The organism is Amycolatopsis taiwanensis DSM 45107, from assembly GCF_000519205.1.
Taxonomy (GTDB): domain Bacteria; phylum Actinomycetota; class Actinomycetes; order Mycobacteriales; family Pseudonocardiaceae; genus Amycolatopsis_E; species Amycolatopsis_E taiwanensis.
On the sequence record NZ_JAFB01000031.1, the window covers coordinates 61,812 to 86,340 of the forward strand.

Here is a 24,529-nt window from a genome sequence, read left to right on the forward strand (position 1 = left end):
GCGACCTCGGTTATCGGGATCCGGCCATGTGCCGGGTGCGCTGAACGCGCTCGTCGATTGAACCGCTGGATCACTTTCTCGAAGTAGTTCCTAAGGCCGCGACGCGAGATATGGGGTAATAATGGAGCAGGTTGAAATTGCCGAGCAGCAAAACCCGTCCTCCGCGCCGGGTGAAGATTACGCAGGCTCCGCGGCGGCCGGTGAAGCTGCACCGGCGAGGCCTGCCGATGGAGGGCTGTCCGCTGTTCCCGGCTCCGATACGACAGAACCTCCGACGACGCCTTCCTTCGTGTTTGCGCTGGGTAAAGTGGAGCCGCGGTTCCCCAGTCCCTCGGTGGAAAAAGAATTCACCCAGGTGGCCGCACGGGAGGAGACTGAGGGACAAACCGACCGACAGATGCTCCGTTCCGTGCTGGGAGAGCGGAACAACCGCTACCTGGCGCGTCAAATGTGTTGGGTGTTTACAATCGAGGGGCTAGAAACCTATCTGTTAGTCCCTCGTGACCCTGCCGACGTCGAGTTATTGATCGAGGCCGTGCGACCTGAACCCCAACCCGCCGATCTCGACGTTGTGATCGGTCAGCGCGGGCCCCTTGCCCCAGCGGAAGCGTGTGGAGGACTGATAGTCCCCGTTGTCGCATTCGACAATCTATACTCCTTCGAGCGCGACGAACTAATCACTGCAATCCCCCGACCGGAGGAGGAAGACGAGGAGTACTTTCGGGCCACGGCTGCCGAGTTGCTGGACAGGATTCTACGTATCGCGGATAATGCCGGAAATACCGATGAGCACCGAGCACTCAATTTTTTGGCGGTGCGCTACCCTGCTATCTATGTCAGAACCGCCGAGGCCCATCGCGCTGGCGCCTCGCTCACTGAAGTCCAGGTTCGGCCTTCACCACTCAGTCGCACCCGACGGATCGTCGACACTATTTTCTCGTACACCGACCGGCGTACCGACGTAACCGAGAAATACTTCGCGCGAGTTGACGTGACCGAGGAGTTCCCATTTCTTGTCACCAAGCTCTCACCATACTACGACCGCCCCTGACCGCGAACGGAGGTACTACGAGAATGAACTATTCACGTGAAAGCGCGAGGAGGCAGGGAAGGAATTCACTCACGGCAAACAAAACCTACATGAATATCGTACAGAACAGTTCCACAAGGAGAACGAATTTTAGGAGAAAAAATGTTGCCAGGCTTCACGGCACAAAGCAACATAGCGCGGGCCACCGCTAGATATATTGCCAGGAGATCGAGCTGGCCCATTAATGTTCGCAGAATCATGCCGCAACAGTCTTGGAGCAACTGTAGCCCTGATGGACGGCTTTGCTACACTTGCTTCTACACAGCCAGTGGTGACTGTATGTGCAACTGGTTCTACGATGGGGTCTGGTATGGCACAACCGATTGCGGGAGCGGCTAGATCTTTACCCTTCACTAACAGAATAACTTCACTATCGCGCTATTTAAGGTTGCATGAATGGATCAGCGAAGAAGCGCCGAAGTTAGTTTAAGGAGTTGTTGGAGATGGGAGTGCCTGGTTTTACAGCTGACGTTACCGAACGGTCACAGCAGCGTTACTGGATGACTTCCGAATATGCATCAGCGCCACGCGAGGCGGACGTCATAGTGCCGCAAGCTTGGTGGGAATGCTGCAGCAGGCCGTATGCGTCGAGCATGTGTCAGTATTGGCTCTCGCTGTGCTGCCTGGGGTACGCGCCCTGCGACCCGGCGATAGACATCTGCGGCTGCTATTGCTGTCCCTACACCTGGTAATCGACGTCGTATCTACGTCTAGTCCCGCCCCCGACCAGTTTGGTCTGTCGCGTTGGGGCGCAGCCAGTGGGTAGAGGTGGTTTGCGTGGCGCTCCAGGGCAGCAGTTGGCCGAGGCGTTTCTACAGGTGGTCGTAGCGGCGAGTGGATAAGGCACGGCCGTCGCGGTAACGCAGGAGTTGGTCGTGGGCAGGATCGGGCCGCGGCTGGCGGCGTGGTCGGCCAGGCTCTGTGCCAGGCGTGGCTGATGGGTTGCCAGCGGGTTCCCGTACCTGGACCAGGTACTGCTCGGTATCGAGGTCGGCCAGGCGTAGGGCGAGCGCGGCGGTAGGGCGTTTCGGTGTGCAGCTCCAGCAGCACCGCGTCGAGCTGCCGCGGGCCGGGACGGATGGCTCGGCCGCCGAGGAGACAGCGATGCGCCGGTACTCGCTTGGGTTGACGCCTCGGATCCGTTTGAACGCCGCGCTGAACCCGAACGGGTCGGCGTACCCCACGGTGCGGGCGATGTCCGCGAGGGTTGCGGTTTCCTGCTCGGCCAGGAGGTCCGCCGCGAGCGTCATGCGCCAGCGGGTGAGGTAGGTCAGCGGCGGTTCACCGACCAGATCGGCGAACCGCTTGGCCAGCGTCGAACGCGACACCCCGGTGTGCGCGGCCAGCGCGGCGACCGTCCACGGTGCCGCCGGTTCGGCGTGCAGCAGGCGCAGCGCGTCACCGACCACCGGGTCCCGCTGGGCAGCCCACCAGGCCGGCGGCTCGCCGCCGGGCCGGTCGAACCACTCGCGCAGCGTGCAGACCAGCATCCAGTCCAGTAGCCGGTCGAGCACCACCTGCTGGCCCGGCGTGTCGACGGAGACCTCGGCGGCGAGATGGTCCAGCACGGCGTCGGCCGCGCCCCCGGCGTCCACGCGCAGCACGACGGGCAGCGCCTCGTGCAGCCGGCGGCTGATCTCGCCACGTACGGGATACGCGCCGACGATCAAGGTCGTCGCCCCGGATCCGGCGCTGCCGTCCTCGTCGCGGTCGTGCCAGCCGCGCCGGTGCCGGGTCCCGCCCTCCTCGGGCGTCGCACAATGCTCGCCGCACGCGACCGGTTCGGCCCCGGTGCCGACTTCGTCGACGAAGGTGAACGTGGCGGGACCACGCACGATGATCGTCTCGCGGGCACGAAGCGGCTCGGGCGGATGGTGTTCCGGCACGATCCAGCCCGCCCCGGTGAGGACCGTGCACAGAGTCAGCGGCGCGCCGTCCACGAAGTGCAACGCCCAGGGCGGGGACAGGGTCGAACTGCCGAACAACGAGCCGTGGGCTCGCACCCCGCGGATCAGGTCACTGAACACGTCCACCTCACCGAGGTTAGACGAATACACAGGCGATCCGGCTTCTTGCCTATGGGCTCGTCCGAGCCGGTCGTGTTGAATCGACCTCATGAGCACCGACACCAGTTCGCTGACCACCGAGGACCTCGAGTTCCTCCGGCGTCCCCTGCACGGGTTCTTGTCCGTGGCCGGGGCGCCGCTCCCGCCCCAGCCTCGGCCGGTGTGGTTCGAGGTCACCGCCGAGGGCACGATCCACCTGTTCACCGAGCCGGACTCGCTCAAGGTGCGGCGCCTGCGCCGTGACCCTCGCGCCTCGATCGTCGTCGCCGCCCCGGTGGGCGAACACGAGCGCTGGCTGTCGGTCGCCGGCCGCACCACGGTGGAACCCGACGGAGCACACGACCTGGCCGCTCGCCTTGGTGCCCGTTACTGGGACCTCGACGATCCGGTCCGCGCCGCCGATCTGGCCGGGATCATGGCGGCCGACATGGTCCGGGTTGTCATCCACCCGGAGGCCGTAAGCCGCTACCAGTATTGACCTCCGCGACATATTCACGTCTGTCGCCATCCTCGAAGAGTGCGCGGGAATTCGACTTGCAGACCGCGCTGTGCTCACGATCTGTTCCCGGACGGTGGCCAGCTCGTCGTTGGTCAGCACATCGATCGTGAATCCGCCACGCGGGTGCGCTTTGAGCCCGTAACGTTGATCGACATGCGTGCGGACAACCCCGACATCACCGACCCGACCGACGTGGCCAGGCTGGCCTTCGGCGCCGAAGACGGTGTGATCCTGGGGGCGCGCCAGCCCTGTTCGTCGACGCTCCCGGTCCGGCCCTGCGGCCAGTAGCCGGAGTGCTCATGTTCACGCACCTTGAAGCTGGACCTGTGGGAACTCAAGCAACTTCTGGTTTCTACCGCACGAATCGCATCGGGCTGGTCGTGAACCCGGTCTCGTGACGTGGGGCATGGGACGACGCAAGGCGTTGTCGACCTACTGGTTCGGACCTGCTGGTGTGCCCTCGATCGGGCCGGCGAGGAGTTTGCGCGCGATGTCGGTGTTCGACCGCGGTCTGCATGCACACCTTGAAGGCCGCGACCAGGTGCAGCGGGTCGGCGTTGACCGCTAGCGCTTCGTGCACAATGCGGTCCGCGCGCAAGCGTTCCAACGCGACGTTCTGCATGGACAGATGCCAGGACAGGAAGTAGTCGCTGACCGGCTCGGTCCCGGCCGCGGTCGCCAGGGAGAGCAGGACATGCCGGTTCGGAGTGTGCGGCCAGAGCTGATGCCGCTTGGTCAGCCACTCGCGCAGCGGACGGTGCATCAGCTCAGGCTCTGGCCGTACGACACCGTCGATACGGATGCGTGGTCGGGACAGTCGATGTCGTCGAGCGTGAGCTGGTGGATGGCCGTGGCGCGGGCCGCGTAGATGGCCACCAACGCTACCGTGAGCCGTTGTACCGCGGTGACCGCGGCGCGTTTGACTATCGCGATTTTCTGCTCGGTCATGGGCATCGTCGCGTGCTTCGGGGCTTGGCCGACATGCAGGCGGCGGGCCGGGTCGGTGAAGACCGGGCGGTGCCGGTGGGCGAACCTGAACAGTGATCGTAGCGAGGTGAACGTGCCTTGCCGGTCGTGCCCGCGTTGCCTGTTGAGCACGTCGGCGACGTCCCTCTCGGTGATCTCGCGCAGGCTCTGTTAGTGGTTCGACCAGGTGATCAGGTGCGGCCGGACGCGTTCGAAGTAGGCGTAGAGCGTGCTGCGCGATCGGGGCTTGGACCCGCCGCGCGTGAGCAGTGTTGTGTATGGGCTGGCGGCGGTGGACTGCCGGGGCAGTGTGGCCGATCACGCGGTGATGACGGCGTTGGGCTGGGTGCCCGGCACCCGCCTGGACATCTGCGAATCGGGCGGGCTCTTGGTCATCCGTCGTGACGGTCGCGGCGTGTTCGGTGTGACCAAACAGGGGCATCTCCGCCTGTCTCTTTGCGTGATCTTGGTGAGTTCTCGAGGTGGAGCACGCCGCTGTTCGACACCTTGACTCGGAGGGTTTGCCCGATGCCTCTGCTGGACCTGACCAAGATCACCCTTGGCCTGTCGAAGACGTGGGCCGGTTACCTGCGTGACTGGGATCGCACGTTGCGGTCGGCCAATCACGCGGAGACCACCCGCGACAACCTCCTGGCCGCTGCCCAGCTGATCGGTGACGCGGTCTTCCATGCCTTCCTCGACGGACGGTGTGAGCCACCTCGCAGACCCGTTGCTTGACCGTGCGACTAATTCCATACTCTCCACAACTCCCCACAGATATCCACAGAAGCGGTCAAAGATGCTCGTCGTCGATCCCCGTACCGCTGTCCACGATCGGAGGAAGGGCGCCCATGACGTCGCCTGGTGAACGCGGTGCGAACGGTCTCTCGGAGTTCGGCTACGCGCAGGAAATGAAACGAGAGCTCGGCTGGTACACGTCCTTCGCGGTGGCGTTCGGGTTCGTGTCGATCGCGACCGGCATTTTCACCGCCTACGGATCGGTGCTCAGCTCGTCCGGCCCGATGGGCATCTGGACCTGGCCGGTCGTCGTCCTCGGGCAACTGTGCGTAGCGCTGGTCTTCGGCTCGCTCGCCGCGCGCATTCCCGTCAGCGGCTACGCCTACCAGTGGATTTCCCGGTTGGCCAACCCGGTCCTCGGCTGGATCATGGGCTGGGTGTCGTTCACCTTCCTCGGGGTGGTCGTCGTCGCCGTGGACTACACGATTGCGGCCACGATCCTGCCGGTGCTCTTCCACTACCAGGGCACCAACCAGAATGCCTGGGTCATCACCGCGGTTGTCCTTCTGCTGCAAGCCATCCTGGTCGCGCTGTCCACCCGGGCCAGCCAGCGGGTCAACAACGTCGCGGTCACCATCCAGATGATCGGGATGGTGACGCTGACCGTGCTGCTGTTCATCGTCGGCGCGGTCACCGGTGTGCTCGACTTCGGCACCCTGTTCAGCACCGGCGACGTCCCGAGCGAGGGCTACTTCGCGCTCGGCGGACTGACCTCGGCCGGTCCGTGGGCGCTGGGATTCCTGCTCGGCGCCTTCACCATCGTGGGCTTCGAGTCGGCGGCGAACCTGGCGGAGGAGACCAAGAACCCGGCCCGGGTGGTGCCCAAGGCCATGGCACAGGCCGTGCTCGGGCTCGGTGTCCTGGGCATGTTGTTCCTCATCGCGGTGACCGCACTGGCCGGTGACCCGGTGGCGCTGGCACAGTCCGATACCCCGGTCGCAGACGTCATTGCTCGCGTACTCGGCTCCTACGTGGGCAACGCACTGCTGGTGCTCGTCGTGATCTCGATCTTCTCCTGCGGCTTGGTGATTTCACTCAGCGGCGCCCGCCTGGTGTGGGCGATGGCGCGCGACAAGCGGTTCCCCGGCTGGCAACTACTGAACAAGATCAACCGTAAGACCGGCACGCCGATGAACGCTTCGATGTTCATGTTCGTCGTCAGCCAGATCGTGCTGGCGCTGTTCGCCGGCTCCACGCAGGCGCTGTTCTCACTGTTCTCGGCTGCGACCCTGCTACCCGCGCTGATCTACGCGGCCACTGTGCTGCTGTACATCGTCAAGCGCCGGAGCTTGCCGCCGTCGAAGGGCTTCGAGCTGGGCCGCTGGGAGGTCCCGGTCCTGGTCCTGGCGGTCGCCTGGCTCGGCTACGAACTGCTGATTTTCCGGGATGCCTCGTTCGCCGAACCGTGGATCTACGTGCTCATCATGTTCGGCATCGGTGCACTCTATCTCGGCTACCTGCTCATCCGTTACGGCGCGAAGAGCCTGACCATGCCGGACATGCACGACATCGACAGGGCGCTGGACGCCAACCCGCACGAGGGGCGCTCCGTCTCGGAAGGCGGCCGGTCATGACGACCGTGCTGGCGATCGACCAGGGGACCTCGGGCACCAAGGCGATGGTGGTCGACGGCGCGGACCAGGTGCGAAGCGTCGTCGAACTGCCGATCCGCCCGCGCTACCTCTCCGGCGGCGGCGTGGAACAGGACCCTGCAGAACTGCTGGACTCGGTCCTGGACTCCGGGCGGCAGGCGGTCGCCGAGGCCGGCGTGCCCATCGACTGCGTCACCCTGGCCAACCAGGGCGAGACCGTGCTCGCTTGGGATCGGCCGAGCGGGCGCCCGCTCAGCCAAGCCATCGTCTGGCAGGACCGGCGGGCCGCGGAGATCTGCGCGCAACGCAGCGACTCCGCGGGAATGGTCGCCGAACGCACCGGGCTGGTGCTGGACTCCTACTTCTCGGCGCCGAAAATGTGCTGGGTCCGGGAAAACCTCACCACCGAAGGCGTGGTGACCACTTCGGACACTTGGCTGATTCACCAGCTCACCGGCGAGTTCGTCACCGACGTCAGCACCGCCAGCCGGTCGCTGCTGACCGACCTGGACTCCGTGTCGTGGGACCCCGAACTCCTCGCGCTCTTCGGCCTTGCCGGGGAAGAGCTGCCGCGCATCGTGGCCAACGACGAACTGGTCGGCGAGACGACGCTTTTCGGCGGGACCGTGCCGGTCGGCGGCCTCGTCGTCGACCAGCAGGCTGCGTTACTGGCGCAACGCTGCCTGGATCCGGGCGAGGCCAAGTGCACCTTCGGCACCGGCGCTTTCCTGCTCGCGAACATGGGGCAGGCGCCGGTCCGGTCGACCTCCGGGCTGGCGGCCTCAGCCGCGTGGCGGATACGCGGCGAGACCTCGTACTGCTTCGACGGTCAGGTTGCCACGGCAGCATCGGCGGTGCGGTGGCTGCAAAGTCTCGGGCTGATCCAGGGCGCGTCCGAATTGGACCGAGTCGCGGCGGCCGACAGCGACGGCGTGCTGTGCGTACCCGCCCTGGCCGGGTTGTCCGCCCCGTGGTGGGCACCCGACGCCACGGCGAGCTTTAGCGGCATGACACTGTCCACTGAGGCCGGACACGTGGTCAAGGCGGTGCTCGACGGCATCGCCGCCCAGGTAGCCGAACTCGCCGACTGCGCCGCTCGAGACATCGGCGGCGGGTTGTCACGGCTGCGGGTGGACGGTGGTCTCACCCGCAGCCGGGTGCTGATGCAGGCGGTCGCCGATCTGCTCCAGGTCCAGGTCGACGTGTACCCCTCGGCGCACGCTACCGCGCTCGGCGCAGCCGGTTTCGCGCGAGTCGCGGCCAAGCCCGGCCTTCCGCTCGGGCAGGCGATCGTCCGCTGGACCCCGGACACCAGTTTCACCCCCCGGATGCGTGCCGTCGAGGCGGCCGCCTTCCGTGCCCGTTGGCGAGCCGCGGTCGATGCCACGCTTATCCGCGAGAACCAGGAGAACGCATGATTTCCGTACCCGCCTTGGGAAGCGTCGATGTCGCCGTGATCGGCGCCGGCGTGGTCGGTTCCGCGATTGCCCGGCTGCTGTCCGGACATCAGCTGGACGTGGCGCTGATCGAGTCCCGCTGCGACGTCGGCGATGGCACGAGTAAGGCCAACACGGCGATCCTGCACACCGGGTTCGACGCCAAGCCGGGCACCCTCGAATCGCGTCTGGTGGCACGCGGTTATCACCTTCTCAAGGCCTTCGCCGACGAGACGGGCATCCCGTACGAGCCGACCGGTGCGCTGCTGGTGGCCTGGGACGACGAGCAACTGGCGGCGCTGCCGGGACTGCGCGAAAAGGCCCAGCAGAACGGGTACGCCGAGAGCGAGATCGTCGGGTCCGAGGAGGTGTACCGGCAGGTGCCGACCTTGGGCCCGGGTGCGCTCGGCGGCCTGACGGTGCCCGGCGAATCCATCATCTGCACGTGGACCACGAATCTCGCGCTCGCCACCGACGCGGTCCGGCGCGGCACGCGACTGCTGCGATCGCACCGCGTCGACTCGGTGACCGTCGGCGCCGAGTCGACGGTGCTGCACACCAGCCAAGGCGACCTCCGTGCCCGGTGGGTGGTCAACGCGGCCGGTCTTGGCAGCGACACGATCGACGCTCAGTTCGGGCACGACCGGTTCCACCTGTATCCCCGACGGGGCGAGCTCCTGGTCTTCGACAAGCAGGCCCGGCCCCTGGTGGACAAGATCGTGCTGCCGGTGCCGTCCAAATTGGGCAAGGGCGTGCTCGTGTCGCCGACCATCTACGGCAACGTCATGTTGGGGCCCACCGCCGAGGACATGACCGACCGCACGGACACCTCGACCACGGAGGACGGGTTCGGGTTTCTCCGGGAGAAGGGCGAACGCATCATGCCGCGGCTCCTTCAGGAGGAGGTGACCGCGAGCTATGCCGGGCTGCGTGCGGCCAGCGACGCACCGGACTACACCGTCGAGGTCGACGCCGAGCAGCGGTACGCGGTCGCCGGCGGCATCCGCTCAACCGGGCTCACCTCGAGCATGGCCATCGCCGAGTATTTGTCGGAACTGCTCGCCAAGGCGGGTCTGGACCTGCGCGAGCGCACCGATCTGCCGGCGCCACCGCGAATGCCCAACATCGGGGAGGCTCGCCTGCGGCCCCACGCGGATGGAGACCGGATCGCGCAGGACCCCGCCTACGGCACGGTGGTCTGCTTCTGCGAGCGGGTGACCCAGGGCGAGATCCGGGACGCACTGAACAGCGTGATTCCGCCCTGCGACATCGACGGCTTGCGCCGGCGCACCCGCGCGATGAACGGACGCTGTCAGGGGTTCTACTGCGGCGCCAATGTGACCGAGATGTTGCAGGGCAACGAAAGGAAGGCACACCGATGAGCACGGCACGCACCCGGCTGACACCGGCGGTCGCGATCGTCGGAGCGGGCCCGGCCGGTCTGCGCGCGGCGCAGGAACTGGCTCCGGTGTTGCCGGGCGAAGTGCTGGTACTGGACCGGGAACAACAGGCCGGTGGGATTCCACGGCACTGTGCTCACCCCGGCTTCGGGATACGCGACCTACACCGGTTCCACCGCGGCCCGGACTACGCCCGCCGCATGGTTTCCGGCGCCGAACGGGCCGGCGCGGTGATTCGCACCAGCGCGATGGTCACCGGGTGGTCGCCCGACGGCGCGCTCGAGGTCACTTCCCCCGACGGACTGTTCGAGGTGCATCCGGAAGCAGTCGTGCTGGCCACCGGCGCGCGCGAACGGCCGCGCCCGGCCAGGATGGTGCCCGGTGACCGTCCGGATGGCGTGTACACCACCGGGCAGCTGCAGAACCTCGTGCACCTCCACCACCGGCACGTCGGCAGCAGGGCCGTGATTGTCGGCAGCGAGCTGGTCTCGTGGTCGGCGGTGCTGACCCTGCGCGAGGCGGGCTGTGCCACCGTGCTCATGACCAGCGAGTACCCGAAGCCCGAGGCATACGCCGTGTTTTCGGTGCCAGGCAAGCTGGCCCTGCGGACTCCGGTGCGCGCCCGCACCAAGGTGACCCGAATTCTGGGCAAGCACCGCGTTGAAGCCGTCGAGATCGAAGATCTCGACACCGGGCGACGCACGACGGTGCCCTGCGACACCGTGGTGTTCACCGGTGACTGGATCCCGGACAACGAACTGGTCCGCGCCACCGGGCTCGAACTCGACCCGGCCACGCTGGGGCCGGTCGTCGACACGGGGCTGCGCACCGAGCGTCCTGGCGTGTTCGCGGCCGGGAACATGCTGCACCCGGTCGACACCGCCGATGTGGCCGCACTCGACGGGAAGCACGTCGCCGCGACTGTCCTGGAGTACCTGCGCGGTGACCGCCGGCCGCTGGAAAAGGGAATTCGCATCGTCGCCGACGCACCGCTGCGGTGGGTAGCCCCCACGATGTACCGGCCGGGTGATCGCCGCCCCGCCCGCGACCGGTACCTGGCCTGGGTCGATGAGTACGTCCCGTTCCCGCGGGTCGTGGCGACGCAGGGCGCCCAGGTGATCGCCGAGAAGCGGCTGATGTGGCCGGCCGCGCCGGGCCGTGTCTTCCGCATCCCCGGCGACCTGCTTGACGCCGCTCGTCCCGGGCACGGCGACGTGCGGATCTCGCTGCGCCGGTGACCTCGCGCACCGCTGTCGTCGATCTGGACGGCGTGCTGTACACGGGCGACACGTTCGCCGTTCTGGCCCGGCACCGGTACCTGCGGTCGCCCGGGCGGGCGCTCGCCGTCGCCGCGAACAGTCCGCGCCTGGCCAGGGCCTGGTGCCACGAACATCGGCGCCCTGGCGTGCTGCGCGAACTTGCCGTCCGCGCGGTTGCCGGCATGCCACGGCCCAGCTACGACGCCCTCGCCCGGGAACTGGGTAAGCGAATGGCGTGCTCGCGCCGGGTCGCGTGGGACGGTGTCGCGGTGTTGACCGCACTGTGCGAGGCGGGATGGCGAGTCATCGTCGTCACCGCGTCGGAACACGAACTCGCCTCGGCGTATCTGCACGGCGCCGGCCTCGGTGCGGTCGAGTTGATCGCGTCCCGGCTCGATCCCGCGGCCGGCCGTTTCGTCCTCCACAACTACGGAGCCGAGAAAGTGCGGCAGCTCGAACTCGCCGGCTGCCCACGATGGGATCTGGCCTACACCGACTCGCTGTCGGATCTGCCGCTGCTGGCGCGGGCCGGACGGCGAATCCTGGTCAACCCGAGTGATGCGGTGTACCGCAGGGCCGCCGGACGTCTGGGCAGCGAGCCGGAGACAGTTCGGTGGGGTCGCCGCTGAGGCGTTGGGTTTCTGTGTGGTCCGGCCACGATTCCACAGAATTCCACAGTATGATGAGGTGTGCTCGCCGCCGAACGACATGCACGCATCACGGAGATGGTGCACAGCGCCCAAATCGTCAGGACCGATGTGCTCGTACGCGAGCTCGGGGTGTCCGCCGAGACCATCCGCCGCGACCTGCTCGCACTGGAGGAACGTGGCGTTCTCAAGCGGGTCCACGGCGGCGCCGCGTCGGCCGAGCCGTCGGTGTTCCAGGAACTTCCGGTCGAGGAGCGCCGTCGCCTCGGCGCCGGGGCGAAGCGGCGGATCGGGCAGGCGGCGGCCTCACTGGTCCGTGACGGCCAGATCATCATGATCGACATCGGCACGACCGCCGCCGCGGTCGCGCACGCGCTTCCGCCGAAGCTCGAAGCCACCGTGGTGACCAACTCGCTGGTGGTCGCGACCGAGCTGGCCGATCGTCCGGGTCTTGACGTGCTGGTTTCGGGCGGGCGGGTGCGGTCCGGTGATCTGGCCCTGTCGGACGCCACCGCCGTCCGGTTCTTCTCCAACGTCTACCCGGACCTCGCCTTTCTCGGCTCGGGTGGTCTCCACCACGAGGTCGGCCTGACCGACTACTACCTCGACGAGATCACCGTCCGGAAGACGGTGCTCCACAACGCCCGCCGCTCGTATGCTCTCGTCGCTGCCGAGAAGTTCGGCCGCATCGCCGGCCACCGCGTGTGTTCGCTCGGCGAACTGACCGGAATCGTCACCGACACCGAGCCCGACGGAGAGCTGAAAGCCGCTCTGGACGACCACTCGGTGGAGATCGTCACCGCCTAAGCTGAACGGGAACGAATACACCTACTACCGCGGCGCGGCGGGTATCCACGGCGAGTCGGACGGGTCGAGTTCATCATCCACTAACGACAGTCCACTGTGGAATAAACGATTCCCCCTGTCGCTGTGGGCTCACTCGCCCTTCGGGATTCTCCCGCTACGGAGGCGCGTGGCTTCGTCTGCTGCCGCGAGGACCGGTTCGACGAACGATTCGCACACCTCGCGCGGCATCCGCACGGACGGCCCCATGACCGTGAGCGCGCCGAACAGCTCGGCATGAGGTCCGAAGATCGGGGCGGAGAGGCCGCTCGCGCTCGTGACGCGCTCGCCGGCCGTGATCGCGAAACCGTCGGCGCGCGTCTGGGTGACGGCCTTCTTGAGCGCTTCCGGGCTCGTGATGGTCGCCTCCGTCAACGCATCAAGGCCGGACGCGTAGATCTCGTCGGCGAGGGATTGGTTCCATGCGAGGATCACGCGGCCGGCCGATCCGACATACAGCGGGCTGATGCTCCCGACCTCGACGGCGCAGCGGAGCACGTGGCGCGTTTCTGCCATCGCGACGCACACTCGCTGATTCCCGGACTCGCGGAAGATGCACACGGTCTCCGCGAGCTGGTCGCGGAGGCGTTGGAGCACCGGCCGCACGATCTCGAGGTAGTCGAGTCCCGTCGTCGCGGGCGCCGCCCAGTGGGCCACTTTGAGTCCCACGCGGTACCTGTCGCCGTGCCGGTCGAGCAGACCTTCCTGGACCATGTTGGCCACGAGCCGCTGGACGGTCGAGTGGGGAATGCCCGTTGCGGCGCGGATATCGGCAAGCCCGAGCTCCGGCATGGGGAGCGAGAAGGTGCTCAGAATCGCGGTGATCTTTTTCAGCACCAACAGGGGCGCAACCCCGGGACTTGGGTCCGTCACGGCCTTGAGTGTGACACACACCGCTGCTACGGTCTGCCCATAATATGGATCTTAATCCACAATGTGGTGGATCGGGAGGGATGGGATGGTTGGACAGCCGCCTGCCGATGAGTACGCGGTCGACCTCGAAGGCTGCACGAAGGAGTTCACGACTCCGAGTGGCGACACCTACTGTGCGGTGCGCGACATCAACCTCAAGGTCAGGCCCGGACGATTCGTGTCGGTCGTGGGGCCGACGGGCTCGGGCAAGTCCACGATCCTGAACATCGCGGCCGGGCTGCTGGCGCCGACCGCTGGGACGGCGCAGAGCTTCGGCGAGCAGGTCAGCGGAGTCAACCGGCGTGCGGCCTACATGTTCCAGCAAGACGCGCTCCTGCCATGGAAGACGGTCATCGACAACGTGAGCCTCGCGCTCACATTGGCCGGCGTGAGCAAGGCTGATGCACGCGCCGAGGCTCTGAACTGGCTCGCGAAGGTGGGGCTCAAGGATTTCGCCGACCGCTATCCGCACCAGCTCAGCGGCGGTATGCGCAAGCGCACCGCCATCGCGCAGGCCTGGATCGGCAACCCGGACATTCTGCTCATGGACGAGCCGTTTTCGGCGCTCGACGTCCAGACGCGCCAGATCATGGAGAACGAGCTCCTGACCCTCTGGCAGGAGTCCGCCAAGGCGGTCATCTTCATCACGCACGACCTCGACGAGGCGATCGCCCTCTCGGACGAGGTCGTGATCCTCGGCGCGGGTCCCGGCAGCACGGTTGTCGGGACCTACGAGATCACCCTGCCCAGGCCACGCGATCTCCTCGAGATCCGCGACGACCTGCAGTTCGTCGAACTCCATCGGGAGATCTGGGGTCGCCTGCGCGTCGAGGTCTCCAGGACCTACGAGAACTCGGCCGTCGCGGGAGGTGGAGCGTGACGCGCGCGGACCTCAACCCCGAGAGGCCGGCCACCGCGGCCGGCACCGGCAAGGACGGCATTGCACCGGCGGGCACGACGACGCACGGCAAGGCGCGCCGCAGGGGTACCGTGAGCGTCGGCATGCGGCTGCTCCAGGTCGCGCTCGCCCTCGTCGTCCTCGTCATCTGGGAAGTCCTCGTGCGGACCGACGTGATCGACGACTTCTTCTTCCCGCTGCCCTCGGAGATCTTCAAGACCGTCTGGGTATGGACCTCCTCGGGCTACGTGTTCCCGCACCTGTGGTTCACCCTCCAGGAGGCGGTCCTGGCGTTGTTCATCGGCGGCGCGGCGGGCCTCGCCCTCGGGTTCGTCCTCGCTCGCGTCAACGTGCTCGAGCGGCTCTTCCAGCCGTTCCTTCAGATGTTCAACGCCCTGCCGCGCGTCGTCCTCGCTCCGATCTTCCTGCTGTGGTTCGGCCTCGGTATCTGGTCGAAGGTCGCATTCGGCTTCACACTGGTGTTCTTCATCGTCTTCTTCAACACGCTCGAGGGCGTCAAGAGCGTCGACCACGTTCTCGTGGACAACGCGAGGATGCTCGGGGCCACCGAAAAACAGCTCCTGCGCCACGTCTTCATCCCCAGCGCCCTCACCTGGATCTTCTCGAGTCTGCACATCAGCGTCGGCTTCGCGATCACTGGCGCCGTCGTCGGTGAGTACCTCGGCGCTTCGGGCGGCGTCGGCTACGCGATCGCCCAAGCCCAGGGGGTCTTCGACACGAAGGGCGTCTTCGCGGGCATGTTCATCCTCATGATCGTCGTCCTCATCGTCGACCTCGCGGTCAACCGCTTGGAGCGCCACCTGCTCCGCTGGCGCCCCGTTCGCTCGAGTTAGTAACCACACCGCACCACAGTCCAAGGAAGGACTATTTCTCATGACGTCGTCGTCCCGTGAATCCCGGAATGCTGGCGCCCTCCCGGCGGGTTCCCGGCTGCTGAGCCGGCGGCGCGTCACGGCGGTCGCCGGCATGGCTGCCGCAGCCGTCCTCGCCCTCGCCGCGTGCGGCACTCCGGCATCGGCCCCGCCCGGACAGGCGGGCAGCACAGACGGCGGTTCCGGTACCAAGGTGATCATCGGCGTCGGTGGCCAGACGCTCCTTACCTATCTGCCCACGACCCTCGCGATGCAGCTCGGCTACTACAAAGAGGAGGGCCTCAACGTCGAGCTCCAGGACCTCCAGGGCGGGGCGAAGGCTCTCACCGCGATGCTCGGCGGCAGCACCGACGTGACGTCCGGCTACTACGAGCACGCGATCCAGATGCAGGCCAAGAACCAGAGCATCAAGGCGTTCGTGGACATGGGCCTCTCCTCGGGTCTCGCCCTCGTCGTGGCGCCCAAGAACGAGGGGACCATCAAGGGCATCACGGACCTCAAAGGCAAGAACGTCGGTGTCACCGCGCCCGGTTCCTCCACGGACATGTTCGTGAAGTTCCTCCTGTCGAAGAACGGCGCCCAGCCCACCGACGCCGCGGTGTCCGGGATCGGTTCGGGCTCCAGCGCCGTCGCCGCCGTCCAGAACAACCAGGTCGACGCCGCCGTCATGCTCGAGCCGGACATCTCGGCCCTCGCGAAGCAACTCGGGAAGGCTCCCGTGATCCTCGAGGACGTCCGGACCGCCGACGGCCTCAAGCAAGTCTTCGGCTCCGACTCGTGGCCGTCCGCATGCCTCTACGCCAAGACGGACTGGCTCGAGAAGAACCAAGACACGGCGCGCAAGCTGGCAAAGGCGGTCAAGCGCGCGCTCGACTACGTCGCCACGCACTCGGGCCAGGAGATCGCGGACAAGATGCCTGAGAAGTTCGCGGCCGGTGACAAGGGGCAGTACGCGAAGGTCATCGAAGATCTCAAGAAGACCCTCAGCAAGGACGGCACCTTCTCGAAGGACGGCGTCGAGGCGGTCCTCAAGACCCAGCGCGTGGCCAACCCCGAAATCGGTGACAAGGAGATCGACCTGAGCAAGACGTACACCAATGATTTCGTCAGCGGCTGATCCGGTGGCCGGCGCGAAGCGGTTCGCGCCCCGCCATACTCAGCCCGTCACTCGGCTCGACGCCCGTCAAGATCCGGCAGCGGGACGTTGGGCCACTCGGTAGCCAGAGATGAGGCGCTGCGATGATCGAGATAAACGGCGATCGGCTGCTGGCCGACCTGCGGGCGCTGTCGCGCATCGGTGCGCGGGACGGCGGAGGCATCAGCCGCACCGCCTTCTCCGCCGAGGACATCCTTGCCCGGCGCTGGTACCGCGACCGCTGCCAGGAGGCCGGCCTCAAACTCACCTTCGACGGTTTGGGGAACATGACGGCCCACCACCCCGATGACGAGGGTCGGACCCCGGCCGTCTGGAGCGGATCGCATATTGACACGGTGCCGAACGGCGGTCCGCTCGACGGAGCGTACGGCACCCTGGCGGCGCTGGAGTGCCTGCGCCGGATCACCGAGGAGGGCCTGCCGCTGGCCCGCCCGGTCCGCGCGCTCGTCTTCACCGACGAGGAGGGCAACTATGGCCACCTCTTCGGGTCGTATGGACTGGTCAACGGTTACCGCGCCGAGGACCTCGCGGGCATGGTGGGCCGCGACGGTGACCGCCTGATCGACACCTGGCAGGATTTCCCGTTTCGCTCGGAACAGCCGATCACCCCGCTCGACCCGGCGACGGTGGCCGGCTTCATCGAACTTCACATCGAACAAGGTCCCAAACTGGAGCTTGCGGGGCTGGACATCGGCGTGGTCAGCTCGATCGTGGGCCTGGGCGGTGGCCGGATGGAGTTCCGGGGCCGCGCCGACCACGCGGGCACCACACCCATGCCGTTGCGCGCCGACGCGCTGCAGGCCGCGGCCGACTTCCTCACCACGCTGCCCCAACTCGCCGCCAAGGTGAGCGATGCAGCGGTGGCCACCTGCGGAATCCTGCGGCTGTCTCCGGACGCGGCCAACGTGGTACCCGAGCGTGCGGTCTGCACTCTCGACCTCCGTGAGCCGAGCCGCGCCGGCATCGTGGCTCTGCACGCCGCGGTCGAAACCACCGCCCGTGAGGTGGCCGAGCGGCACGGCGTCGACGTGGTGTGGGAGCCGGACCAGATCATCGACCCGACACCGATGGATGCCGGAAAGCAACAGGCGATTCGCGACGCCTGCGACGCACACGGCTTCTCGCGACAGGACATGCCCTCCGGGGCCGGCCACGACTCCCAGAACCTCGCGACGATCACGCCCACGGGGATGATCTTCGTACCGAGCCACGAGGGGCGCAGCCATTGCCCGGTCGAATACACGGATCCCGAGCAACTCGTCCGCGGTGCCAACGTGCTGCTGACCACCTTGCTCAGTCTCGCTTCCTAGGGTTGTGGGGGTTGCCGGCGAGCCTGGGAAGGCGAGCGGATCAATAAACTTCAGTCCCGATTCTCGGAAAATGTCCACATAGGACTATTGGCGGGTTACGGCGGATCGCCCTGCCGCCGTGGCCATGGTTTTCAACCGGCGGACTGCGTCGGGTCCACCGGCAGTCAAAACGCGAGAGGTGTTGCCACGGCGGCGAAATCGCCGCGGATCGGCTCGGGACGGGCTTGTCCACGACGAGCGCAGGAAGTCGTGCTCGTGATCGAGCACCTTCGACAAGGTGGGTTGTTGCTACTTGGGTGCGTCGAGGGTTGTCGACAGGTCGGCGCAGACCTGTCGCAGCACGGCGAGTCCGGCGGCAATGGCGGGCTGTTCCCGGGAGCCGGCGCGGATGGCGGCGATGACTCGGCGGATCGGGACGGGTGGGGCGCCGACTGGGACGCGGCGCGTGTCGTGCCGGGCGGGTAGCTCGGCCAGCCGGGGGACGAGGGCGACGCCGAAGCCGCGGGCGACGAGGGCGGCGCCGGTGTCCCATTCGTCAGCGTAGTGGGCGATGTTTGGTACGAAACCGGCGCTGGTGCACGCCAGTGTGACCAACTGGTGGTAGGCGCGCCCGGGGTTACTGCCGATCCAGGGATCGGAGGCGAGTTCACTGAGGGCGATGTCCGCGCGGCCGACCACCGGGTGTTCGGGACCGACGAGCATGTCTAGTGGTTCGTCGTAGAGGACGTGCTGGTCGAAGGTTCCGTCAGTGGCGGCCGGGATGTCGGGAGTTGCGACGACCACGGCGATGTCGGTGTCGTCGGCGGCGAGCAGGTCGAAGGACCGGGCCGGTTCGGTCTCTCGCAGGTGCAACCGCAGTGCGGGGTGATCGCGGCGCAGCTGGGCCATGGCTTGCGGGACGACGGCCGCGGCGGCTGTGGAGAATCCGCAGAACCGCAGCGTGCCACCCACCCCGCCGGTGCGGTGTGCGGCGAGGTCGGCGCGTGCCTGCTCCCACTGAGCGGCGAGCGTCTCGCCGTGCGCGAGCAGGGTCCGCGCAGCGGCGGTGAGTCGCACACCGCGCCCGACGGGTTCGAGCAACGTGACGCCGAGTTCCCGCGACAACGCCTGGATCTGGTGCGAGACCGCAGACGGGGTCAGCCGGCACACCTCCGCCGCCGCGGTCACAGTCCCGTGCCGCTCGATCGCTCGGAGGACGCGGAGACGCCGATCGATCATGTATCAAACGTACAAGATCCCTGGTTCAATTCTTCGATAGACGAGAAAAGTGGCCGGCTCGACACTGAGACCACCACACGCCGGCGCCAGTGTGCATCTCGTCAGCTATCCGACTCGGGTTCGGGAAATCCGCAGGAGCACGATTGCTCGTTCGAGTCCGATCCGTTGCGGCGCAAGCGTTAAGCCGAGTTCGTGGCCCGACACCTCCCCAGCCCGACCGAGAAAGGAGACCCGCTGCGATGACCGCTGAGACCACCACAGCTCACCGCGTCGACCCGTACGCCGCACTCCCGGCCCGCCCCGTCGACCCTGCCCGCTTCACCGACGAGAGCACCTACCGCGCCACCCGCCTGCCGGTGGAGCTGGCTTCGACCCTGATTCCCGACGCCTACACCGCACCGGAGTTCTTCGCCCTCGAACAGGAAAAGGTCTTTGCCACAAGCTGGGTGGCGGTTGGTTTCGCTACCGACGTCGACCGTCCCGGCGCCTGCGTCGTCGTGGAGGTCGGCGGCCGCTCGATCATCATCACCCGCGACCGGCGGGGCGGGCTGCATGGCTTTCACAATGTGTGTCGCCATCGAGCGACCAGGCTGCTCGCCCCGGACGCCCGCGAGGTTGGCAAGCGTGGACGCATTCGCTGCCCCTATCACAGTTGGACCTACGACACCGACGGCACGTGTCTCGGGGCACCGCTGTTCGAGGGCTCCGGCATCCCCGCCGGCCGGGAAGAAATCTTCGACACCTCGGCGGCCAAGGGCTTTGACCGCGCTGACTACGGCCTGCTCCCGGTCGCCGTGGACACGTGGGGCTTCTTCCTGTTCGTCAATCTCGCCACCGACCCCGGACCGCTGGCCACCCAACTCGGCGATCTCCCGGAGCGTTTCCTCGACTACCAGCTGGACCGATGGGTGCCGCAACGCCGACGCACCTATGATGTCGCCGCGAACTACAAGCTCGTCGGCGAGAACTTCATGGAGTACTACCACCTGCCTTCGGTGCATCCCGAGCTCAACCAGGTGTCGAAATTCTCCGATCACTACCGCTGGCAGGGCACCGGCATGTACACCGGCATGTGCACCACCCCGGTGTCGCGCAACACCGAGGCCGGCGGTTGGGACGGTCTGCGCCCGCTCAGTTCGCTCGGCCGGCAGGACGCCGACAGCGGACGGTTCGTCTGGTTGTTTCCCAGCACCGCACTGGTCGTCCTGCCCAACCACGCCTTCGTATTGCTCAGCCGGCCCATCGCCGCGAACCGCACGGTCGAGACGGCGGTCTTGCTCACCCATCCCGAGTCCCTCGATGACCCGGATATCGCCAATGGCCTCGATCAGCTCGAGAAGTTCTGGGACTTGGTCAACCGTCAGGATCTGGAGATCATCGAGAAGGTCCAGCAGGGCATCGAGAACCCGGCCTACCGGGGCGGGCGGATGTGCTTCCGATTCGAGGAACCGCTGCACCGCTTCCAGAATATGATCATCGACAGGATGGTCGGTATCGACCGCGTCCCCGCCGGCGACGACGACTCCATGACCCGCGTGTTCCCGGACTCGGCATGAGTACGACTGTGGCCTGATGTCACCCGCCTGCGGGGACCGGAGCGGTTTCCAGCAGCGGAGGAGCGCTTGGTGCATGCAACGTCTCGTCGTCGAGCAGGCCCTCGGTCCGCGCGATCCAGGTCGGGATGGCGATCTGCCCGGCCACGTTGGTTGCGGTGCGCATCATGTCGAGGATCGGGTCGATGCCGTAGACCACGGCGATCCCGGTGGCGATGACCCCGGGCGGCAGGTTGAGGGTGGTCAAGGTCAGCGTGAGCATGGTGAACCAGCCGGTGACGCCCGCGGTCGCGATCGCGCCGAACACAGCGACCACGATGATCAGCACGTAATCGCCGGGGGACAGGGAGATGCCATAGAGGTTGGTGATGAAGATCGTGGCCACGGCGGGGTAGACGGCAGCGCAACCGTCCATTTTGGTCGTTGTGCCGAGCGGCACCGCGAAACTGGCATATCCGGGATCGACGCCGAGGTTGATCGCGGTCTGCCTGCTCAGCGGTAACGTCGCGCCCGAGGAGCGGGACACGAACGCGAACTGCAGTGCGGTCCAGGCCTTGCGGAAGAACAGTGCGGGCGGCACCTTGCCGACGAATCGCAGCAGCAGGGGATAGACCACGAACAGCACCAGCAGTGCGCCCGCGTACACGGTCGCGATCAAAGTCAGCAGCGGCCGCAGGAACTGGTTGCCGTAGCTGGCGAACGCGTGCCCGATCAGGCCTAGCACGCCCAGCGGGGCCAGCCGGATGATCCAGCTCAGCACTTTCTGTACGAGGTCGAAGATGACGCGGTTGAAGCGCACGAACGGTTCGGCGCGCTCGCCCAGGCCGTAGGCGGCCAGCCCGACCGTCACCGCGATGACCACGACTTGGAGGACCTGCCCGTCGGCGAACGCCGCGAACAGGTTGTCAGGCACCAGGTCGCGCACCACGTCGAGCCACGAACCGTGGTCCCGTGCGGCCAGCTTGTCGACGGTGGACTGGTCGGGGGTGATGGACGCGCCCTTGCCCGGGTTGACGATCGTGCCGGCCGCGAGCCCGATGAGTACCGCGATCAGCGAGGTCGTGGCGAACCACAACACGGTCTTCCCGCCGAGCCGGGCGGCCGTGCGTGCGCCGCCGAGCTCACGAAGGCTCGAGATCCCCAGCACGATCGCGGTGAACACAAGCGGCAGCACGGTCACCTGGAGCAGGTCGGTGAAGATCGTGCCGATGGTCTCGAGGGTGGTGGCCGGCCAGCCGGCCGACGCCTGCCGAGCGAGCAGGCCGAGCAGCGCGCCGAGTACCAGGGCACCGACGACGGCGAGGCCGAACACCTTGGGTCTGAGATAGGTCCGCACGAGGCTCATGGGATCACTCCGGAACGAGACAACGGTTTACCCTGAGATGGTCTACATCAAAAAAGAAGAAGACCGCTTCCGTTCCACGATGAGGGAATCCGGTGGGTGGTCAGGTGTCGATCGCTGCGGAGATGACCCAGGTACCGGTCGGGTTTGATCGATGTGTCCGTTGGTGCCCGCGGTGGTCGGTGCGGTGGCGGTTCCAGACCTGACGTCCGGTGTAACGCGGGTTGGCCAAGATCACCGCCACCGTGCGCAACGTTTTGACCTACGTGAGCGGACTGGTTCGATCGCTTGGGTCGCTGACAGTCTCTAACGACGCGGCAGGCTTCGCTTCCGCCATGACCGCTCAGTTGCTTCCCCAATGGGGTTTTCGACGCTGGGCTCTGACCCCGCAGGTTTCCCCGCGAAGCAGTTACCCGGACTGGCCTGGCACCAGTAGACGGCGACGAGCTTCTGACCAGGTCGCAACCGCCGGGCAATCACTTCCCGATCACGGTGTGCGCTGGCTGCAGTGCCAACGGCGGACAAAAACGCCCCACGCTTCTATCGGGAAGACGACTTCGCCATCCTCTTCCTCGACATCGACGACTGTGACGCCGGTCCAGTTCCTGGTGGCCGCGACGAAACCGTTGCCGTTCGCGTGTGCCAGGGGGATCAGGTTGGCGGCGACGAACGACCATTCACACGTCATGAGGCCGGCCGTTTTGTACTGCAGGCCCGACTCGGTGCTGATCACGTCGATCGGTGCGGCGTCTTCCGGGATCCCGGCCAATCGCATCGCCTCACGCCATCGCCCGGGGCGATCAGGACACCGCCCGGACGCTGTTCACCGCGCACCTGGAACGCACGCGCGATGTCCGGGTCGCGGCGCTGGTGCAGGCGGGCACCGAGTACTGATCGCCGCGACCGTCCACTAACGACAGACGTCGCGGAGGAATTCGTCAGTCTGTCAGCGACTCGGTGGTCACCAGCGGTTTGTCCGCAGCGCCGCGCAGCGCGGCAACGGCCAGGACCGCGGCGACGAGCGCGGCGACCCCGCAGACGACGTAGCCCAACGAGTAGGCGTGGTCGAGCGCATGGAACGCGGCGTCCTTGAGCGGGTTTCCGGGAATGGCGTTGGCACCGAGCGGCCCCGACTGCACCGCACCGGCCACGGAAGGCGGCGCGGACTTGCTGAATCCGTCCACTGCGGACCGCAGCCCCGGGTCCGACGCGATCGCGCCCTGTATCTCCGACGCGGCCTTGCTCAGTGCGACCGCACCGATGACCGCCGGCCCCAGGGTGAAGCCGAAGTCGCGGAGCTGGCTGGTCGTGCCGGAAGCCATGCCCGCCAGATGATTGGGCACGGTGTTGACCGCGACCGCGGTGACGCTGGAGAGCGCGAACGCGAAGCCGACGCCGACCAGCACCAGCGGCGCGATGATCGGCAGGATGGACAGGTCGGCCACCGAGTGTGTGGAGATCCACAGGTCACCGGCGCCGATCAGCAGGAAACCGCCGCCGAGCGCCCACCGCGGGTTGAACGAGTGGATGACCCGCGCCGTCAGCGGCATGAGAACCAACGCGAAGCCTTGCAACAGCACGAAAGCTACCGCGGTCTCCATCGGCGAAAACGCCTGGATCGCCGAGAGCCGGATGCTGGTCGCGTAGGCGGTGCCGAGAAAGGCGAACATGCCGACGACGGTGATGATCGAATTGACCGCGAACGCGTTGTTGCGGAACAGATCCAGCCTGAGCAGCGGCGCCGACGAGCGGCGTTCGGCGGCGACGAACAAAATGAAGAAGACGACCGCGACGACGAATCCCCCGATGACCCAGGCGTCCGACCAACCGCCGTTGGCGCCCTGGATCACTGCGAACAGCAAGGCGAACAGCGACATCGCGATGGTGATCTGCCCCGGCCAGTCGAGCGAACGGCCTTGGGGTGCCGAGGAGTTCTGGGCGGTGAAGGCCACCAGGGCGCTGATCACGGCGAGGACACCGACCGCGAGGAACGCCCACCGCCAGCTTGCTGTCGGCTCGCTGCCCCACGACAGTTTGGTGACCAGACCACCGAGCAGGGGCGAGATGAACCCGCCCGAGGACAGCGCCGCAGCCCAGATCGCGATGCCCTTGGCCCGGTCGTGCGCCGTGTGGGTGCCGGCGGCGACCATGGCCAGTGTTGTCGGGAACAACACTGCGGCGCCGATACCGGTCAGCGCCTGGCCGGTCCACAGCGTCGCGATCGCCGCCGTGTTCGACCCCTGCACACCGGGGGTCAGGACACTGAGCAGTTCCCCGACCGCCATCAGCAGGCTTCCGCCGATCAGCAGCCGCTTGCGGCCGAAGAGGTCACCGAGCACGCCGAACGTCAACTCCAGCAGGGTGACCGGCACCAGGAAGGCGTCGGAGATCCAGGTGAGCTGCGAGGACGTGGTGTGCAGGTCTTCCTGGAAGAGACCGTTGAGGACGGCGGGGATGGCAAGGCCGACCTGCGCCACAAGCACGGCAAGAGCGGTGGCGATCCGGGTGCCCGGCTTCAGCGACGGCGTGTGGATCGCGCGGCGGGCGCCGGTGGCGACATTGCTCATGCGTGCCTCCAGGGCGGATCAGCGTCGGTGCTGAGAAAACCATGGGTACTGTGCCACGTCCCGGTGCCGAAATACATATACCCT

General features: G+C 66.8%; 23 protein-coding genes and 1 pseudogene. 15 read left to right on the forward strand and 9 right to left on the reverse strand.

The genetic code is table 11. From position 1 onward, the window contains the following. The first annotated feature begins 121 nt into the window (after positions 1 to 121). Complete coding sequence (locus A3CU_RS0124245; RefSeq protein ID WP_169739684.1) at positions 122 to 1,051, forward strand: cyanobactin maturation protease PatG family protein; 930 nt, start codon at positions 122 to 124, stop codon at positions 1,049 to 1,051. 1,136 nt (positions 1,052 to 2,187) lie between these two features. Here A3CU_RS0124245 and A3CU_RS46375 read toward each other — a convergent pair. Continuing rightward, positions 2,188 to 3,123: pseudogene (locus tag A3CU_RS46375) on the reverse strand (AraC family transcriptional regulator); the annotation flags it as partial. An 82-nt stretch (positions 3,124 to 3,205) separates the two neighbouring features. Here A3CU_RS46375 and A3CU_RS0124255 point away from each other — a divergent pair. Further along, positions 3,206 to 3,634 (forward strand): pyridoxamine 5'-phosphate oxidase family protein, encoded by a 429-nt coding sequence (locus A3CU_RS0124255; RefSeq protein WP_027944499.1) that lies wholly within the window; start codon positions 3,206 to 3,208, stop codon positions 3,632 to 3,634. A gap of 174 nt (positions 3,635 to 3,808) precedes the next feature. Next, a complete protein-coding gene (locus tag A3CU_RS55195; protein WP_281174142.1) occupies positions 3,809 to 3,943 on the forward strand; it encodes a hypothetical protein in 135 nt (44 codons plus the stop codon). Positions 3,944 to 4,007: 64 nt separating this feature from the next. Here A3CU_RS55195 and A3CU_RS49995 read toward each other — a convergent pair whose 3' ends face one another. Next, positions 4,008 to 4,418, reverse strand: coding sequence for a hypothetical protein (locus A3CU_RS49995; protein WP_027944500.1), 411 nt, complete (start codon positions 4,416 to 4,418; stop codon positions 4,008 to 4,010). Beyond that, positions 4,418 to 4,753, reverse strand: coding sequence for a hypothetical protein (locus tag A3CU_RS50000; protein ID WP_027944501.1), 336 nt, complete (start codon positions 4,751 to 4,753; stop codon positions 4,418 to 4,420). The genes A3CU_RS49995 and A3CU_RS50000 overlap by 1 nt, the downstream gene beginning before the upstream one ends. A gap of 396 nt (positions 4,754 to 5,149) precedes the next feature. Between A3CU_RS50000 and A3CU_RS0124275 the strand changes: the two genes are divergently transcribed. The 7 genes from A3CU_RS0124275 (at position 5,150) to A3CU_RS0124305 (ending at position 12,560) form a co-directional block, all read left to right on the forward strand. Continuing rightward, a complete protein-coding gene (locus tag A3CU_RS0124275) occupies positions 5,150 to 5,359 on the forward strand; it encodes a hypothetical protein (protein WP_027944502.1) in 210 nt (69 codons plus the stop codon). Positions 5,360 to 5,472: 113 nt separating this feature from the next. Beyond that, the gene (locus A3CU_RS46385) at positions 5,473 to 6,993 is read left to right on the forward strand and encodes an amino acid permease (protein ID WP_052372076.1); all 1,521 of its coding nucleotides are present in this window, start codon (positions 5,473 to 5,475) and stop codon (positions 6,991 to 6,993) included. Continuing rightward, on the forward strand, positions 6,990 to 8,429 hold the full coding sequence (locus A3CU_RS0124285) for an FGGY family carbohydrate kinase (protein WP_027944503.1): 1,440 nt from the start codon (positions 6,990 to 6,992) through the stop codon (positions 8,427 to 8,429). Before A3CU_RS46385 ends, A3CU_RS0124285 begins: the two co-directional genes overlap by 4 nt. Then, positions 8,426 to 9,829: an NAD(P)/FAD-dependent oxidoreductase gene (locus A3CU_RS0124290; RefSeq protein WP_043842347.1), complete on the forward strand. Its 1,404-nt coding sequence runs from the start codon at positions 8,426 to 8,428 to the stop codon at positions 9,827 to 9,829. Before A3CU_RS0124285 ends, A3CU_RS0124290 begins: the two co-directional genes overlap by 4 nt. After that, the gene (locus A3CU_RS0124295; RefSeq protein ID WP_027944505.1) at positions 9,826 to 11,085 is read left to right on the forward strand and encodes an NAD(P)/FAD-dependent oxidoreductase; all 1,260 of its coding nucleotides are present in this window, start codon (positions 9,826 to 9,828) and stop codon (positions 11,083 to 11,085) included. Before A3CU_RS0124290 ends, A3CU_RS0124295 begins: the two co-directional genes overlap by 4 nt. Beyond that, entirely contained in the window at positions 11,082 to 11,735 is a 654-nt protein-coding gene (locus tag A3CU_RS46390) for an HAD family hydrolase (protein ID WP_052372078.1), read from the forward strand. The genes A3CU_RS0124295 and A3CU_RS46390 overlap by 4 nt, the downstream gene beginning before the upstream one ends. A 60-nt stretch (positions 11,736 to 11,795) precedes the next feature. Beyond that, positions 11,796 to 12,560: a DeoR/GlpR family DNA-binding transcription regulator gene (locus A3CU_RS0124305; protein ID WP_027944506.1), complete on the forward strand. Its 765-nt coding sequence runs from the start codon at positions 11,796 to 11,798 to the stop codon at positions 12,558 to 12,560. 129 nt (positions 12,561 to 12,689) lie between these two features. Here A3CU_RS0124305 and A3CU_RS0124310 read toward each other — a convergent pair whose 3' ends face one another. Next, positions 12,690 to 13,433 (reverse strand): IclR family transcriptional regulator, encoded by a 744-nt coding sequence (locus A3CU_RS0124310; RefSeq protein ID WP_245617300.1) that lies wholly within the window; start codon positions 13,431 to 13,433, stop codon positions 12,690 to 12,692. Between the two features lie 121 nt (positions 13,434 to 13,554). Here A3CU_RS0124310 and A3CU_RS0124315 point away from each other — a divergent pair, with 121 nt between their 5' ends. From A3CU_RS0124315 to A3CU_RS0124330, 4 genes are all read left to right on the forward strand, one after another. Next, positions 13,555 to 14,388 (forward strand): ABC transporter ATP-binding protein, encoded by an 834-nt coding sequence (locus A3CU_RS0124315; RefSeq protein ID WP_027944508.1) that lies wholly within the window; start codon positions 13,555 to 13,557, stop codon positions 14,386 to 14,388. Then, positions 14,385 to 15,260 carry an ABC transporter permease gene (locus A3CU_RS0124320; RefSeq protein WP_211246498.1) on the forward strand — a complete coding sequence of 292 codons (876 nt, stop codon included), beginning with the start codon at positions 14,385 to 14,387 and terminating at the stop codon, positions 15,258 to 15,260. Before A3CU_RS0124315 ends, A3CU_RS0124320 begins: the two co-directional genes overlap by 4 nt. Before the next feature lie 40 nt (positions 15,261 to 15,300). Beyond that, positions 15,301 to 16,416 (forward strand): ABC transporter substrate-binding protein, encoded by a 1,116-nt coding sequence (locus A3CU_RS0124325; protein WP_052372079.1) that lies wholly within the window; start codon positions 15,301 to 15,303, stop codon positions 16,414 to 16,416. A gap of 122 nt (positions 16,417 to 16,538) precedes the next feature. Then, positions 16,539 to 17,765 (forward strand): Zn-dependent hydrolase, encoded by a 1,227-nt coding sequence (locus A3CU_RS0124330; RefSeq protein ID WP_027944511.1) that lies wholly within the window; start codon positions 16,539 to 16,541, stop codon positions 17,763 to 17,765. Between the two features lie 288 nt (positions 17,766 to 18,053). Here the strand turns inward: A3CU_RS0124330 and A3CU_RS46395 are convergent, their stop codons facing one another. Further along, the gene (locus A3CU_RS46395) at positions 18,054 to 18,983 is read right to left on the reverse strand and encodes a LysR family transcriptional regulator (RefSeq protein ID WP_052372081.1); all 930 of its coding nucleotides are present in this window, start codon (positions 18,981 to 18,983) and stop codon (positions 18,054 to 18,056) included. Between the two features lie 239 nt (positions 18,984 to 19,222). Between A3CU_RS46395 and A3CU_RS0124340 the strand changes: the two genes are divergently transcribed. After that, positions 19,223 to 20,539: an aromatic ring-hydroxylating oxygenase subunit alpha gene (locus A3CU_RS0124340; protein WP_027944512.1), complete on the forward strand. Its 1,317-nt coding sequence runs from the start codon at positions 19,223 to 19,225 to the stop codon at positions 20,537 to 20,539. Positions 20,540 to 20,558: 19 nt separating this feature from the next. Here the strand turns inward: A3CU_RS0124340 and A3CU_RS0124345 are convergent, their stop codons facing one another. From A3CU_RS0124345 to A3CU_RS0124365, 4 genes are all read right to left on the reverse strand, one after another. Next, complete coding sequence (locus tag A3CU_RS0124345; protein WP_027944513.1) at positions 20,559 to 21,881, reverse strand: dicarboxylate/amino acid:cation symporter; 1,323 nt, start codon at positions 21,879 to 21,881, stop codon at positions 20,559 to 20,561. Positions 21,882 to 21,981: 100 nt separating this feature from the next. Next, the gene (locus A3CU_RS51345) at positions 21,982 to 22,122 is read right to left on the reverse strand and encodes a recombinase family protein (RefSeq protein WP_156960521.1); all 141 of its coding nucleotides are present in this window, start codon (positions 22,120 to 22,122) and stop codon (positions 21,982 to 21,984) included. Between the two features lie 243 nt (positions 22,123 to 22,365). After that, positions 22,366 to 22,647 carry a hypothetical protein gene (locus A3CU_RS0124355; RefSeq protein ID WP_027944514.1) on the reverse strand — a complete coding sequence of 94 codons (282 nt, stop codon included), beginning with the start codon at positions 22,645 to 22,647 and terminating at the stop codon, positions 22,366 to 22,368. Positions 22,648 to 22,816: 169 nt separating this feature from the next. Continuing rightward, positions 22,817 to 24,445: an MFS transporter gene (locus tag A3CU_RS0124365; RefSeq protein WP_027944515.1), complete on the reverse strand. Its 1,629-nt coding sequence runs from the start codon at positions 24,443 to 24,445 to the stop codon at positions 22,817 to 22,819. Positions 24,446 to 24,529: the final 84 nt, after the last annotated feature.

Excerpts from the sequence above, each read along its gene's own strand:
- A3CU_RS0124245 (WP_169739684.1), top strand. The coding sequence starts at position 122 with ATGGAGCAGGTTGAAATTGCCGAGCAGCAAAACCCGTCCTCCGCGCCG.
- A3CU_RS0124255 (WP_027944499.1), top strand. The coding sequence starts at position 3,206 with ATGAGCACCGACACCAGTTCGCTGACCACCGAGGACCTCGAGTTCCTC.
- A3CU_RS55195 (WP_281174142.1), top strand. The coding sequence starts at position 3,809 with ATGCGTGCGGACAACCCCGACATCACCGACCCGACCGACGTGGCCAGG.
- A3CU_RS49995 (WP_027944500.1), bottom strand. The coding sequence starts at position 4,418 with ATGCACCGTCCGCTGCGCGAGTGGCTGACCAAGCGGCATCAGCTCTGG.
- A3CU_RS0124275 (WP_027944502.1), top strand. The coding sequence starts at position 5,150 with ATGCCTCTGCTGGACCTGACCAAGATCACCCTTGGCCTGTCGAAGACG.
- A3CU_RS46385 (WP_052372076.1), top strand. The coding sequence starts at position 5,473 with ATGACGTCGCCTGGTGAACGCGGTGCGAACGGTCTCTCGGAGTTCGGC.
- A3CU_RS0124285 (WP_027944503.1), top strand. The coding sequence starts at position 6,990 with ATGACGACCGTGCTGGCGATCGACCAGGGGACCTCGGGCACCAAGGCG.
- A3CU_RS0124290 (WP_043842347.1), top strand. The coding sequence starts at position 8,426 with ATGATTTCCGTACCCGCCTTGGGAAGCGTCGATGTCGCCGTGATCGGC.
- A3CU_RS0124295 (WP_027944505.1), top strand. The coding sequence starts at position 9,826 with ATGAGCACGGCACGCACCCGGCTGACACCGGCGGTCGCGATCGTCGGA.
- A3CU_RS0124315 (WP_027944508.1), top strand. The coding sequence starts at position 13,555 with ATGGTTGGACAGCCGCCTGCCGATGAGTACGCGGTCGACCTCGAAGGC.
- A3CU_RS0124325 (WP_052372079.1), top strand. The coding sequence starts at position 15,301 with ATGACGTCGTCGTCCCGTGAATCCCGGAATGCTGGCGCCCTCCCGGCG.
- A3CU_RS0124330 (WP_027944511.1), top strand. The coding sequence starts at position 16,539 with ATGATCGAGATAAACGGCGATCGGCTGCTGGCCGACCTGCGGGCGCTG.
- A3CU_RS46395 (WP_052372081.1), bottom strand. The coding sequence starts at position 18,983 with ATGATCGATCGGCGTCTCCGCGTCCTCCGAGCGATCGAGCGGCACGGG.
- A3CU_RS0124340 (WP_027944512.1), top strand. The coding sequence starts at position 19,223 with ATGACCGCTGAGACCACCACAGCTCACCGCGTCGACCCGTACGCCGCA.
- A3CU_RS0124345 (WP_027944513.1), bottom strand. The coding sequence starts at position 21,881 with ATGAGCCTCGTGCGGACCTATCTCAGACCCAAGGTGTTCGGCCTCGCC.
- A3CU_RS0124365 (WP_027944515.1), bottom strand. The coding sequence starts at position 24,445 with ATGAGCAATGTCGCCACCGGCGCCCGCCGCGCGATCCACACGCCGTCG.